This window comes from Leucobacter chromiireducens (assembly GCF_051993095.1).
In the GTDB taxonomy this organism is placed as follows: Bacteria; Actinomycetota; Actinomycetes; order Actinomycetales; family Microbacteriaceae; genus Leucobacter; species Leucobacter chromiireducens.
The window spans coordinates 900,007-913,758 of sequence record NZ_CP197024.1 but is presented as its reverse complement, the minus strand read 5'-3'; the positions used below and the strand labels follow the sequence as shown (position 1 = coordinate 913,758).

The 13,752-nt window shown below is 68.1% G+C and carries 13 protein-coding genes; 9 read left to right on the top strand and 4 right to left on the bottom strand.

Annotated elements, in window-relative coordinates:
• Positions 1-79: 79 nt before the first annotated feature.
• Positions 80-1,111 (bottom strand): 4-hydroxy-3-methylbut-2-enyl diphosphate reductase, encoded by a 1,032-nt coding sequence (locus tag ACR81A_RS04060; RefSeq protein WP_202382151.1) that lies wholly within the window; start codon positions 1,109-1,111, stop codon positions 80-82.
• Between the two features lie 141 nt (positions 1,112-1,252).
• Between ACR81A_RS04060 and xseA the strand changes: the two genes are divergently transcribed.
• Positions 1,253-2,467 (top strand): exodeoxyribonuclease VII large subunit, encoded by a 1,215-nt coding sequence (xseA, locus tag ACR81A_RS04055; RefSeq protein ID WP_440312715.1) that lies wholly within the window; start codon positions 1,253-1,255, stop codon positions 2,465-2,467.
• Between the two features lie 42 nt (positions 2,468-2,509).
• Here the strand turns inward: xseA and ACR81A_RS04050 are convergent, their stop codons facing one another.
• A complete protein-coding gene (locus ACR81A_RS04050) occupies positions 2,510-3,694 on the bottom strand; it encodes a hypothetical protein (RefSeq protein ID WP_440312714.1) in 1,185 nt (394 codons plus the stop codon).
• Positions 3,695-3,790: 96 nt separating this feature from the next.
• On the opposite strand from ACR81A_RS04050, the gene ACR81A_RS04045 reads away from it, so the two are divergent.
• From ACR81A_RS04045 to ACR81A_RS04025, 5 genes are all read left to right on the top strand, one after another.
• The gene (locus tag ACR81A_RS04045; protein WP_202381693.1) at positions 3,791-4,054 is read left to right on the top strand and encodes an exodeoxyribonuclease VII small subunit; all 264 of its coding nucleotides are present in this window, start codon (positions 3,791-3,793) and stop codon (positions 4,052-4,054) included.
• Between the two features lie 2 nt (positions 4,055-4,056).
• A complete protein-coding gene (locus ACR81A_RS04040) occupies positions 4,057-4,752 on the top strand; it encodes a DUF4245 family protein (RefSeq protein WP_440312713.1) in 696 nt (231 codons plus the stop codon).
• Entirely contained in the window at positions 4,749-5,423 is a 675-nt protein-coding gene (locus ACR81A_RS04035) for a carbonic anhydrase (RefSeq protein ID WP_202381691.1), read from the top strand. Before ACR81A_RS04040 ends, ACR81A_RS04035 begins: the two co-directional genes overlap by 4 nt.
• Positions 5,424-5,468: 45 nt before the next feature.
• On the top strand, positions 5,469-6,875 hold the full coding sequence (locus ACR81A_RS04030) for an aspartate ammonia-lyase (RefSeq protein WP_202381690.1): 1,407 nt from the start codon (positions 5,469-5,471) through the stop codon (positions 6,873-6,875).
• Between the two features lie 87 nt (positions 6,876-6,962).
• Positions 6,963-7,553 (top strand): tetratricopeptide repeat protein, encoded by a 591-nt coding sequence (locus tag ACR81A_RS04025; RefSeq protein WP_440312712.1) that lies wholly within the window; start codon positions 6,963-6,965, stop codon positions 7,551-7,553.
• 15 nt (positions 7,554-7,568) lie between these two features.
• On the opposite strand, the gene ACR81A_RS04020 is transcribed toward ACR81A_RS04025, so the two are convergent.
• Positions 7,569-8,927 carry an MFS transporter gene (locus tag ACR81A_RS04020; protein WP_440312711.1) on the bottom strand — a complete coding sequence of 453 codons (1,359 nt, stop codon included), beginning with the start codon at positions 8,925-8,927 and terminating at the stop codon, positions 7,569-7,571.
• Between the two features lie 53 nt (positions 8,928-8,980).
• On the opposite strand from ACR81A_RS04020, the gene ACR81A_RS04015 reads away from it, so the two are divergent.
• Complete coding sequence (locus ACR81A_RS04015) at positions 8,981-9,721, top strand: FCD domain-containing protein (protein WP_202381687.1); 741 nt, start codon at positions 8,981-8,983, stop codon at positions 9,719-9,721.
• Here the strand turns inward: ACR81A_RS04015 and ACR81A_RS04010 are convergent.
• A complete protein-coding gene (locus ACR81A_RS04010; RefSeq protein ID WP_440313126.1) occupies positions 9,718-11,139 on the bottom strand; it encodes a PhoH family protein in 1,422 nt (473 codons plus the stop codon). The genes ACR81A_RS04015 and ACR81A_RS04010 overlap by 4 nt on opposite strands.
• Before the next feature lie 306 nt (positions 11,140-11,445).
• On the opposite strand from ACR81A_RS04010, the gene mtnA reads away from it, so the two are divergent.
• Both mtnA and ACR81A_RS04000 read left to right on the top strand, forming a co-directional pair.
• Entirely contained in the window at positions 11,446-12,489 is a 1,044-nt protein-coding gene (gene mtnA, locus ACR81A_RS04005; RefSeq protein ID WP_440312710.1) for an S-methyl-5-thioribose-1-phosphate isomerase, read from the top strand.
• Between the two features lie 115 nt (positions 12,490-12,604).
• Positions 12,605-13,660, top strand: a complete 1,056-nt coding sequence (locus ACR81A_RS04000) for a BMP family ABC transporter substrate-binding protein (protein ID WP_202381685.1) — start codon at positions 12,605-12,607, stop codon at positions 13,658-13,660.
• Positions 13,661-13,752 lie beyond the last annotated feature (92 nt).

The following is a 13,752-nucleotide window of genomic DNA, read 5'->3' as shown; positions in this document are numbered from 1 at the left end:
ACGCTCACGATATGCCCGCGCAGGTGTCCCGGAGGTCTCCACCGCAGGTGTCCCCGCGGGCATATCGCGTGAGCGAAACCTAGCGAACGCGACCGCCCAGCGCACGATCATCGCGTTTGCCGTTGGCGTCCTGACGGAGCTCCTTCGGCAGCGAGAACACGAGGTCTTCCTCAGCGGTGACCGTCGCCTCAACGTCGGCGTACCCGGCGTCGGCGAGATCATCGAGCAGCTCCTGTACAAGCACCTCAGGCACCGAGGCGCCGCTCGTCACGCCGATCGTGCGAGCACCCGCAAGCCACTCCTGCTGCACCTCGCTCGCGAAGTCGACACGGTAGGCCGCCTTCGCACCGTACTCGAGTGCGACCTCCTTCAGTCGCACCGAGTTCGACGAGTTCGACGAGCCAACAACCAGCACCACGTCAGCCTGCGGAGCAATCTTCTTGATGGCTACCTGGCGGTTCTGCGTGGCGTAGCAAATGTCGTCGCTCGGCGGATCCTGCAGGTTCGGGAAACGCTCGCGCAGGCGGCGCACCGTCTCCATCGTCTCGTCAACCGAAAGCGTGGTCTGCGAGAGCCACACGAGCTTGTCGGGGTTCTTCACCTCAAGTGTGTCGACGTCTTCGGGCGAGTTGACGATCGTGATGTGTTCGGGAGCCTCGCCGGCCGTGCCTTCAACCTCTTCGTGCCCGGTGTGGCCGATAAGGAGAATCTCGAGATCCTGCTTCGCGAAGCGCACGGCTTCGCGGTGCACCTTGGTGACCAGAGGGCAGGTTGCGTCGATGGCGTGCAAGCCTCGATCGTCAGCGGCCTGCACAACCGCGGGAGAAACTCCGTGCGCGGAGAACACGACGTTTGCGCCCTCGGGCACCTCGTCGACCTCCTCGACGAAGATGGCGCCCATCTTCTCGAGCGTGTTGACGACGTGGACGTTGTGCACAATCTGCTTGCGCACGTACACGGGAGCACCGAAGCGATCGAGCGCCTTCTCGACGGCAACAACCGCGCGATCCACCCCAGCGCAGTAGCCGCGTGGCGCGGCGAGCAGCACCTTTTTCTCGCCTTCCACGGGCAGGTTTTTGAGTCGGCCGACCTCGCGCCGCATGCGCGGCATCGCGAGGCTCACAACGGGGGCGCCGATGGTGCGCTGATCGGGCTGTTGCACGGTCATAGTCATGCCGAAGATTCTACCCGCCCTTCCTCAATGCTCGCGGGGACGGCAGCAAACCCCGATCCCGATCAGTAGGGTGGTCGCATGGCCGAATCAGGAACCGCGCCCGCAACCCGGGATACCCCCTGGCCGGTAGGCCTCATGAGCGAGAAGATCGCCGCTTGGATCGACCGGCTCGGCCAGGTGTGGGTCGAGGGCGAGATCACGCAGTGGCAGGTGCGCGGCGGCCACGTCTACGGCAAGCTCAAGGACCTGGGGCAGGACGCCACCGTGAGTTTCACGGTGTGGCGCTCGGTCGCGCAGCGCCTCACGAGCGACTTTGCGCAGGGCGACCGCGTGATCGCACTCGTGAAACCCAACTTCTGGGTGAAGGGCGGCTCCCTCACCGTGCAGGTATTTGAGCTCTCGCACGTGGGACTTGGCGAGCTGCTCGAGCGCCTCGAGCGCCTACGCCGACAGCTCCAGGTGGAGGGGCTCTTCGACGCAGATCGGAAGCGCCCGCTCCCGTTCCTCCCCGGGCGAATCGGCCTCGTCACCGGCCGCGACTCGGACGCCGAGAAAGATGTGGTGCGCAATGCGACGCTGCGCTGGCCCGGTGTGCAGTTCCGCGTGCACTACGCCGCAGTGCAGGGCGATCGAGCTGCTGGCGAAGTGGCGGCGGGTATCGAGTCGCTCGATCAGGATCCGGAAGTTGACGTGATCATCGTCGCCCGCGGCGGCGGCGACTTCCAGAATCTCCTCCCCTTCAGCGACGAGCGCGTGCTGCGCGCGGCTGCGGCAGCCACGACCCCGATCGTCTCGGCGATCGGCCACGAGGCCGACCGACCGCTGCTCGACGAGGTGGCCGACCTTCGCGCGTCCACCCCCACGGACGCGGCGAAGCGCGTGGTCCCCGATGTTGGCGAAGAACTCGCGGGAATCGATCAGGCCCGCGCCCGCATGACCTCGCGGGTCAGCCAGTTCCTCGCCCATGAGACTGACCGCCTGACGCAGTTGCGTGGGCGCCCCGTGCTGAGCGCCCCCGAGCGCCTGATTGATGAGCGCGCGGAGGAGCTTGTGCGATGGATCGCGCGGGGCACCGAGCTCGCTGATCGCGCCGTCGAAGACCGCCGGCGGGAGCTCACCGATCTGCGCGCGCGGGTGACCGCGCTCTCGCCACGCGCCACGATGGAGCGGGGGTACGGAATCATCCAGCTCGCCGACGGCACGGTGCTACGCGGCACGGCTGGCGCGCCCGCGGGCACCGAGCTGACCATCGCACTCGCGGACGGACGGATCGGCGCGGTCTCTCAGGGGTAGCGTCTCCTGCAGTTTGACCCGCCTCCCGCGCGTCTGGGCACCCTACTGATCCGTGCGAACGAGATCGCTCCCATCAGCTTCCACGCGGAAGCTAGTGCTCCGGTACGCATCACTCAGGGAGAAGTTCACCGTCACTGGGCCCGTGCGGTCCGTGTTCCACGGGTCCTCGGGGTCGTGGGCGAGCGTACGCTCGACCGAGTACATCGCGTCGGCGAGCGCTTCCTTGGTATCGATCTCGTCGTCAACGAGTCGCGCAGCATCCTGCAGCGCCTGCTGCACTGCTGCGCCGTCAAGCTCTGACACGGTGAACAACTCGCTGGCGGACTTGGGCTGCGTCGATCCCGCGCCGGTGTGCGTCACGCTGCCACGGCGGTAATACCACGAGTCGACGTTCAAGCTGTCGCGCTTCACGGGTGCCTCGACGCGCACCAGGTCGGAGGAGACGGTGATGGAGCGCACCTGATCATGGCCGATCTCAGTCGTGAGCGCAGTGAGCGCACCGGCGAGGGAGTCGCCGGTGCGCAAGTCTGCGTGGAGCTGGCCCTGCGGGATCGCCGCCACCGTCTCGGCGAGCCCCGCCCGGTACGGGAAGACGACCGCAGCACCGGCGAGCAGACCGGCAAGCACGAACAGCGTGATCCGAATCGGCTTGCTTCGCATTCCCATTCCGATGAGGGGCCGCCGCCCGGAGCCGTCGCGCGTCAGCCCGCCCGAGGATGGGGGAAGAAGCGGGCCAGCGGTGGCGGCTGGCGGAACCTCGGTGTCCGACCAGATTTCGGCAGAGGCATCGTGCTCAGTGAGTGCGACATCGGGTGTGCCGGGCGCGAGAAGGGCGACGACGTGGGTGCTGCCCGGCTGAAAGCGCGGGATCTCCGTGAGCTGCACAATGCGCCGCACGGTGGTGCGATAGGCGGCGCCGCTCAGCGGCTGCACCGTGAGCTCGAGGTCGCACAGCGGCTGCTCGTTGATGTAGGTGCCGGTCTGCGTGAGGCGATCGATTCGCGCAAGGCCCAAGCGTCCCTCGTCGGTGGCCCGGGTGACGAGTTCCGGCGCCGGCAGGCTGACCCCGCGCATGGACTTGCCGATCCCGAGCATCACCGCAGAAAACACCGTGACGATGAGCCCGACGGGAAACGCCCAGGCCGCAGCGCCCGGCGGCCCGACAACGGCGGAGACGATTCCGCCGAGAAGAATTCCGGCACCGATGAAGCAGAGCAGGCGAAGCATTCAAAAAGCCTAGCGCGCCTCCCGCGGGGTGCCGCAAGTGCGGGATGGCGCTCGACACGCAGCCCCCGATGAGCCGCGGCGGCTAGACTGTGCCACATGTCTGTTTCCGAGACCCGGGATCCCGTCGAGCTCAGCTATGAGGAGGCGCGCGACGAACTGATTCAGGTGGTGCAGCGCCTTGAGCAGGGCGGCAGCACACTCGAGGAGTCGCTGACGCTCTGGGAGCGCGGCGAGGTACTCGCGGCACGCTGCGAGGAGTGGCTGCTCGGCGCGCGTCAGCGCCTGGAGTCGGCACGCCAGCAAGCCGGGGCCGGAACAGCGGATGCCGCAGGCACTGATTCGATGGAGGGCCGCGCGTAGCGATGGCGAAGAAGAACAAACCGCCGGTCGTTGTTGCGGAGCTCGGCCGCCCCGAGACGGCCGCTGAAACCGCGGCGCGGAAGGCACGCGATAGCCGCCTCTACAAGCAGCGCAAGACCGTCAACAACCTGGTGTTTTCTCTCCTGGTCACGCTCGGGCTCGTCGTTGTCATGGTACTCGTGGTGCCGCGCGGAGTCGGCGGTTTTGAGGACCACACGGTGAACGTTTCCGAGCTCGCCACTGAGGCCAGCCCGAGCGCTGGGCGGACGCTCGCAGCACCCGCCGTGGGGGATGACTGGAAGGCGAAGCAGGCCCTCCTCCGCTCCGGCAGCGGAGTCACCTCGTGGCAGATCAACTACACGACCGCCGACGAAGCGTATGCCGCGGTGACGCAGGGCTTCACCGCGTCCGGTGAGCCAGTGCCCGAGCTGTGGATCTCGCAGCAGCTTGAGCAGCAGGCCCCCACGGGCACCGAGCAGATCGGCGGCATTGACTGGATCGTGTACGACCACCCCGACCGCAAGGCGGAGGAGTCGAACATGCTCTTCGGCCTGCAGGGCAACTGGGGCAACGACACGATCCTCGTCTACGGCACCGACTCCCCCGCGACCCTCCGCGTACTCGCGGCTCAGGTTGCCGAGTCGCTCGGCACGCCAGACGGCGCCGCCGCAACCACCGCACCAAAGGAGATCGAATGACCGCGCCCCGCGTGACCCCGCAGCAGGCTTGGGATTCCTTCGCGGCGGGCAATGAGCGCTTCGTCACGGGCGTGTCCGCCCACCCGAATCAGGATGTTGAGCGCCGTTCGGAGCTCGTCAACTCGCAGACCCCTGATGTCGCGCTCTTCGGGTGTTCGGACTCGCGTCTTGCCGCAGAGATCATCTTCGATTGCGGCCTGGGTGACCTCTTCATCGCTCGCAACATGGGGCACGTCGTGGCCGAGTCGATCACGGCGTCGATGGAGTACGCGGTCACCGAGCTGGGCGCCTCGCTCATCGTGGTGCTCGCGCACGATTCCTGTGGCGCGGTTGCCGCGGCCATCGACCAGTCGAGCCGCACGCCGAGCGAGACCACCGCGTCGGTACGACACACGCTCGCCCCGATTCAGCCGGCTGTGCAACAGCTCTGGCTGAAGGGTCGCACGGATACCCCCTACGCGGATGCGTCGCAGATCGACGCGAACGCCGTGGGCCGTGTTCACCTCGCAGCAACCGTGAACGAGCTGCTGCGCACTTCGCGCGCGATCAGCGACGCGGTGGATGCCGGGCGCCTCGCCGTGGTCGGCTGCCAATACCGCCTCACCGAGGGTCGCGCTGTGCCGTACACGGTCGTCGGCCCGGTGGAGCTTGAGCTCGCGCCGCTTGACTAGCTTTCATTTCTTGACCTACCCACCCCTCTCAGACAAAGGACAGCTGTGACCGAAGAGATCGAGTACCGCATCGAGCACGACACGATGGGCGAAGTCCGCGTTCCGAAGAACGCGCTCTACGCTGCGCAGACGCAGCGCGCCGTCGAGAACTTCCCCATCTCGGGCACCGGCCTGGAGCCCGCGCAGATCGTCGCGCTCGCACGTATCAAGCGCGCAGCCGCAATCGCGAACAAGGAGCTTGGGATCCTCGAGGCGCCGATCGCCGACGCCATCGTCGCGGCTGCCGATGAGGTCATCGGTGGCGCACACCACGACATGTTCCCGGTCGACACTTACCAGACGGGCTCGGGCACGTCGTCGAACATGAACACCAACGAGGTGCTCGCCACCCTGGCGACGAAGCACCTCGGCGCCCCCGTGCACCCGAACGACCACGTCAACGCTTCGCAGTCGTCGAACGATGTGTTCCCGACCTCGGTGCACATCGCCGTGACCGGCGCGCTCATCGAGCAGCTGAAGCCCGCACTCGCACACCTCGCCGAGGCATTCGAGGCGAAGGCTGAGCTGTGGAAGGAAGCTGTGAAGCCCGGCCGCACCCACCTCATGGATGCGACCCCCGTGACCCTCGGCCAGGAGTTCGGCGGCTACGCCGCGCAGATCCGCTACGGCATCGAGCGCATCGACGCGGCCCTCCCCCGCGTGGCAGAGGTCCCCCAGGGCGGCACCGCAGTCGGTACCGGCATCAACACCCCGCTCGGCTTCCCCGAGAAGGTCATCGCCGAGATCGCGCAGTCGAGCGGCTTGCCCATCACCGAGGCACGCAACCACTTCGAGGCGCAGGCCAACCGCGATGGCCTCGTTGAGGCGTCGGGCGCGCTCCGCACGATCGCGGTGTCGCTCACCAAGATCAACAACGACATCCGCTGGATGGGTTCGGGCCCCAACACGGGCCTCGCCGAGCTGCACATCCCCGATCTGCAGCCGGGCTCGTCCATCATGCCGGGCAAGGTGAACCCCGTGGTTCCCGAGGCCGTGCTCATGGTGTGCGCGCGCGTCATCGGCAACGACGCCACCATCGCATGGGCGGGCGCTTCGGGCTCCTTCGAGCTCAACGTGCAGATCCCCGTCATGGGCACCGCGCTGCTCGAGTCGGTCCGCCTGCTCGCGAACGCGTCGGTGGTCCTCGCGGACAAGACCGTCGCTGGCCTCGAGGCAAACCTCGACCGTGCGGCGGCGCTCGCGGGCATGAGCCCGTCGACCGTCACGCCCCTCAACCGCCTGATCGGCTACGAGGCCGCGGCGAAGATCGCGAAGCACTCGGTTGCCAAGGGCATCACGGTGCGCGAGGCCGTGATCGATCTCGGCTACGTTGAGCGCGGCGATGTCACCGAGGCCGACCTCGACAAGGCGCTCGACCTGCTCTCGATGACCCACCCGGGCGTCGCAAAGTAGTTCACGCTTCTGAGCACTCTCGCGGGGTGGTGTGGCTTCGGCTGCACCACCCCGCGGTGCTGTGGGGCGGCTGACTAGGCTGTTCGCATGACCGAGACGACCCCGCCCGCGTACGAGCCCGAGCGCACAACTGCGGTCACGGGGCCAAGCGCGCCGCCGACGGCAGCAACACACACAGGCGCAATCACAGTCGCAGACACAGACTGGCAGCGCCGCGTCGACGCGGTGTGGGCAGACGACGCCCTGACCGAGGCCGAGGTCGTGGAACGCATCGGCGCGCTTGTCGCCGAACTCGACCCCACGGATCCGCGCGGCCCGTTCGAACTGGGCGGCGCCCACGACTCAGCCGGCGATGAAGCCCGCGCCGCCGAGCTGTACGAGCGTGCGCTCGAACTGGGGCTCTCGGGGCCCGCACGCGCGGAGCTCACGGTTCAGTACGGCTCGACGCTGCGAAACCTCGGCCGAACCGCCGAGGCCGTCGCGTTCCTCGAGTCGGGCGAGCGGGATCCCGCGCATGGCGCAGCCCCCGATGCGTTTCTTGCGCTCGCGCTGCACTCCGCCGGGCGCGCAGACGAGGCGCTCGCAGTGGCGCTTGAGGCGCTGATCCCGCACGTGCCTCGCTACCAGCGTTCCCTGCGCGGGTACGCCGCCGAGCTCAGGAAGAACTCCGCGACGTAGGCGCATCAGGCGCGGCTACGCCACAGCCTGGGCAGCCGCCGCGCGACGCCGCTCGACGACACGCGTCACGAGCACGCCGATCACGAACTGCGCCACCGTGCACACGGCGAGCGCAATGATCACCGCGTTCCAGTCGCCGAGCAGCTGGCGCGCGGCTCCCGCACCGAGCGGGCCGAGCGTCGCGACCGAGTAGCCAACGGACTGCACCAGGCCGGAAACCCGCGCCGACTCCTGCGCATCGCGCCCGAAGCCTGCGATGAGTGCCAGGACGAGCGGGAAGGCGCACATGCCGAGCCCGAAGAGCGCGGCCCACACCTCGGGGAGCGCTGCCGGCGCGAACAGCAGCCCACCGAGCGCAACGAGGTTCGAGACTCCCACGATGCCGAAGCCGAGGCGCATTCCCGCCGGGGTGCGGCCGAGTGCCATCACAAGGACAGTTCCCACCACGCCGATGGCCATCGAAATGCCGAGCAGCATGCCCGCGCGCCCGGCGGGCAGCCCCGCGTCTTGCGCGATCGAGGGCAGCCAGCCCATCACCACGTAGCTGAGCAGCGCCTGGAGCGCGAAGTACCCCGCGAGGAACCAGGTGCCGTGCGGCAGCGGCTCTCGCGCGGATCGGGATCGCCGAGCGGGTGCCGCAGCAGCGTTCTCCGGCATGGTCTCCGGCGCGGTCTTCGCGGCCGGCGTCGCCGGGGGTGCGGAAACCGAGGCTGCGGAAACCGGGGCCGCAGCCGCCGGAATCCCCCGAATGGCGAACAGCCACACGAGGAGTGCGATCGCAGCGGGAAGCGCCCACGCCGCGAGCCCGAGTGCAGGAGACTGGAGCCCCGCGGCGATCGGCACCGCGAGCGCCGCCGCCAGCGCGGCACCGAGCGACATGAGCGTCGTGTACGCGGTGGTCACGGGCCCAATTCGGTTCGGGAAATGGCCGCGCACAACAGCGGGAAGCAGAATGTTGACCATTGCGAGCCCGCCCGTGCCCACGATGGTGCCGGCCACGATGACCCAGGGACTGGGGACGCCGCGCAAGAGCAGGCCCACAGTGAGGCCGACAAGGCCGACGAGCACAATGCGCTCGACCCCGAATCGAGCGGCGAGCTTCGCGGTGCCGAGGCCCGCAACGGCGAACACCGCGGTGGGAATCGCGGGGATCAGCACCACGGTCGCAGCGGTGAGCGCACCGGCGTCGGTGAGCGCGGTGAGCAAAGCGCTCGCACTCGTGATCGCGAGGCGCAGGTTCACTGCGACAAGCAGGAGGGCGATGAGCATCAGCACGGCGCCCTGCGGCGCGCGGCGCCGTGCTCGCTCGGTGGGGGCACTCGAGGCGTGTTCTGGAGCGGGTGCGACCATGCGCACCGGAGCTGTTGCGGTCATAAAGTTCCAAACATCCAACGTCTAACCATTTGTCGGGGACTATCATGACACATGTGACCCCCAAATCGGAACCCACCCGCGACAGCGCCCAGCTGCTGGACCCGGTGCAGCGCCTGTCGCTCAGCGATCAGGTCGTCGAGCGTCTCCGCACCGAGATCAGCGAGGGCCGCTGGCCCGTGGGAGAGCGCATTCCCCCCGAGCCAGAGCTCATGGCCTCGCTCGGCGTCGCGCGCGGCACACTTCGCGAGGCGCTGCGCGCGCTGCAGTACTCCGGCATGCTCGAGATTCGCCGCGGCGACGGCACATTCGTGCGCGCACGGAGCGAGGTACCGGGCGCGCTCGCACGCTCCGGTGCGAGCCTGCGCGATGTATTGGAGGCGCGGCGCGCGCTGGAACCCCAGCTCGCGCGGCTCGCCGCGGAGCGCGCCACACAAGATGACACGGCACGCATCGCCGACGCGCTCGCGGCGCGCTCTGCTTCGAGCGACGAAGAGTGGGTCGAGGCGGACGTTGCGGTGCACGAGGCGATCGCGCGCGCAGCACGCAATCCGATCCTCTTCGAGGTCTACACCGCGCTGCTCCCCCGCCTCCACGAGTCGATGCGTTCAGCGCAGCAGCGCGAGGGATTCTGCCGCGACGAGCCCCGCGGCCACGACGACGTGCTTGAGGCGATTCGACGACGCGACCCCGACGCCGCAGCGGCAAGCGCGGAGGAAAACCTCGCCGCGACCGAGGTGTGGGACGCCGGCGAAGCCGAGTCCAACACCGCCGGCCGCGGCGAGCAGCGCCGCTAGTCCCCCAGGAGCTCCGTGACGAGCGCTGCGATATCGCTGCGCTCGGAGCGGGTGAGTGTCACGTGCCCAAAGAGCGCGTGCCCCTTGAGCTTCTCGATGACCGCCGCGATGCCGTCGTAGCGCCCCACGCGGAGGTTATCGCGCTGCGCGACATCGTGCGTGAGCACGACGCGGGAGTTCTGGCCGATGCGGCTGAGCATAGTGAGGAGCACTCCGCGCTCGAGCGACTGCGCCTCGTCGACGATCACGAACGCATCGTGCAGCGAACGTCCGCGGATGTGCGTGAGCGGCAGCACCTCAATCAGGTTGCGGGCGACCACCTCGTCGAGCACGTTCTCCGACACGATCGAGCCGAGAGTGTCGAAGACTGCCTGCGCCCAGGGGCCCATCTTCTCCTGGTGATCGCCGGGAAGGTACCCGAGCTCCTGCCCGCCCACCGCGTACAGCGGCCGGAACACCATCACCTTGCGGTGCTGGCGTCGCTCGAGCACCGCCTCCAGCCCCGCCGCGAGTGCGAGCGCGGACTTGCCCGTGCCTGCACTGCCGCCCAGCGAGACGATGCCCACCTGCGGGTCAAGGAGCAGGTCGATCGCGAGCCGCTGCTCGGCACTCCGACCGGTCACCCCGAACACCTCGCGGTCGCCCCGCACCAGGTGCAGGCCGCCGGGGCCATCGATACGCCCGAGCGCCGAACCACGTGGCGAGTGCAGCACCACGCCGGTACCACGCGGCAACTCTTCGGCTGCCTCGATACCGTCGAGCCGCTCGCTCTCCCAGAGCGCCGCCATCTCGGCCTCGTCAATGGACAGGGCGGCCGTGCCGGTGTAGGTGTCGTCGGCAGCAAGTTCGGCGCGGTACTCCTCCGCCCCCAGGCCCAGAGCCGCGGCCTTCAATCGCATCGGCAGGTCCTTCGACACGACCGTCACCTCGCAGCCATCGCTCGCGAGGTTCTGCGCCACCGCAAGAATGCGGGTGTCGTTGCCTCCGAGACGCATACCCGAGGGCAGCCCATCCGTGCTCGTATGGTTCAGTTCGACGCGCAGGGTGCCACCTGCCTCACCGACGGGCACGGGGAAGTCGAGCCGGAGGTGCGCGGACCGCAGCTCATCCAGGAAGCGCAGCGCGCGCCGCGCGAAGTACCCAAGTTCGGGATCGTGGCGTTTCTGTTCTAGCTCCGTCAGCACGACGACGGGCAAGACGACCGCGTGCTCCGCGAAGCGGAACAGCGCTCGCGGATCGCTCAGCAGCACCGAGGTGTCGAGCACGTAGGTGCGGAGCTGCTCCTCGCTTCCCGCGATACGTTCCTGCTCGGGCGGCTCCGAGAGCGCGGGAGTAACAGGTGCGGGATTCGCGTCGTGCGCGGCGCCCAGAGTGGGTGTTTCGGTCGGTGCTGCGGGGTGAAATGCGGGGTGATTCATCTCGGCCACGATGGCTCCTCTGCCCCGAGGCGCAAGCCCCGGATCAGCGAGACGACCGTCACTCCCATCGAGGTGGTTGGCCGCCTCGATCGGGCACCCTGCCCGATGGCACATACGGTACGCCGGGTTTTGCGTGCGCCACACGGAGACACGCGCTGTGTCGCGTGAACGTTGCGTGGCCGCTCGGTGACGCCCGCTTGATCGCGATGGCTCATGAGGTCTGACAAGATTCGGGTATTCTGGCTGTGCGATACCACACACGGGGGACGACGTACATCCCTCGGTCGCCCCCTAAAGGAGCCTCATTTGCGCACGATCGACTGGATCGACGGAGCTATCGAACTTGTGGACCAGACGCTTCTGCCCCACCGACTGGAGCAGCGCCGAGTCACTGAGCTTGGCGAGCTGATCGCGGATATCCAGCGTCTCGCCGTGCGCGGCGCACCCGCGCTCGGGGTAGCTGGCGCAATGGGCGTCGCACTCATCGCCGCGTCGGTCGCCGAAGCAGGCGGCGACGCCGAGCTCGACCGCGACGAGGTTGTCCGACAAGCGCGCCTCCTGCGCGAGGCTCGCCCGACCGCCGTAAACCTCTCCTGGGGTGTCGATCGTGCACTGACCCGCCTCGACGAAGGCGCTGCCGCGATCCTCGAGGAGGCGCTCGCCATTCGCGACGAAGACGTCGCTGCGTGTATCTCGATGGGCCTGCGCGGCGCGGACCTCACGCGCGAGCTCACGGGCAAGGACCCCGTGCGCGTCATGACGATTTGCAACACGGGCGGCCTCGCCACCGTGGAACGCGGCACCGCGCTCGGCGTCATCCAGACGCTTCTTGAGCAGGGCTCGCTCGCCGAGGCGTTCCCGCTCGAAACCCGCCCCCTCCTGCAGGGTGCACGCCTCACCGCGTGGGAGCTGCAGCGCATGGGCGCCCCGTTCCGCCTGCTCATCGATTCCGCAGGCCCATTCCTGCTCTCGCGTGGGATCGCTGACGCCGTCTTCATCGGCGCCGACCGCATTGCGGCAAACGGCGACTCCGCAAACAAGATCGGCTCCTTCTCGCTCGCGCTTGCCGCGAAGCACGCGGGCGTTCCGTTCATCGTGGTGGCCCCCGAATCGACCGTCGATATGAACACCGCAAGTGGGGCAGACATCGAGATCGAGGATCGCGGCGTCGACGAGGTGGCCGGCTTCGGCGGCACTCGCACGGCCCCCGAAGGCATCGACGCGGTCAACCCCGCGTTCGACGTCACGCCGCACGAGCTCATCACGGCGATCGTGACCGAGCGTCGCATCATTCGACCGGGATCGGGCGAAACGCTCGCGACCGTTCCGCTCGAGGCGCTGCGCTCGTAGGCTGTAGCTACTTTCCCTGATCACGACAGTGCCCAGGGAGCACCGACCAGGAAGTACCCGGCCTCGGGTGCACCCGCTGAAGTTTTCCCTCCCACCACCTCCGAAAGGAACACCAATGTTCTTCACCAAGCGCCGCGCCCGTGCGGCTCTCGTCGCAGGCGCGGCTACCGCCGCACTGCTGCTCACCTCCTGCGCTGGCGGCGGCGGCTCCGCCGATGCCGGCTCGTCGGCCGAGGGCCCGAGCTTCATCTACATCACGAGCGATCCGATCGGCCAGAACGAGTTCCTGAAGTCGGGCAAGGTCGGCATTGACGCCGTCGCGAAGACATTCGAGGGCTCGGCCACCACGTACGAGTCCAAGGACGAGGCGCAGCGTCGCACCAACCTCGAGGCTGCAATCGCAAAGGCCCCCGAGGTCGTCGTGATGCTCGGCTTCCAGTTCGGTGACATTGCGAAGGAGCTCGCGGAGCAGAACCCGCAGCAGAAGTTCCTCCTCATCGACACCGCCGTTGAGGGCGCACCCGAGAACCTGTACCAGGCAACCTTCCGCGAGCAGGAGCCCTCCTACCTGCTCGGCGTTGAGGCCGGCCTGCTCACCAAGGCCAACAAGGTCGGTTCAGTACTGTCGCTCGACATCCCGCTCCTCAAGAAGTACTCCGAGGGCTTCGCCGAGGGCGCGAAGAGCGTGAACAAGGACGTCGAGACCGTCGCCCCGCAGTTCATCGGTGGCAACAACCCGTTCGCCGACCCCGCGCTCGCGCAGGAGCAGGCGCTCGCGTACGCCGGCACCGGCGTCGACCAGATGTTCGCCGTTGGCGCCGCCTCGAACGGTGGCATCATGAAGGCCGCAGCAGCCAAGGGCTTCTCCGCCTACGGCGTTGACGTCAACCAGTGCACCGACGCCCCGGGTTCCGTGGTCGACGGCACGATCAAGTCGGTCAACAAGGTCGTCGAGACCGTTGTCGGCGAGATCATGGACGGCAAGAGCTCGGCCGAGGCGACCACCTCGTTCGGCCTCAAGGAGGAGGGCATGACGATCGTCAGCCTCACCGAGGATGCCGCCGACTCGCAGTGCACCGTGATGGACAACGCTGATGTGCTGAAGCAGGTCACCCAGGTGCGCGACGACATCGTCGCTGGCAAGGTCAAGGTCACCGATCCGCTGGCCTAGGTCGTAAACTCGTGGCCGAGAGGTTCCGCGCGCGCGGCGCCTCTCGGCCACACTTGCTTCCCGGGCTGAGTGCCCCCGAAGCCCCAGTTTTT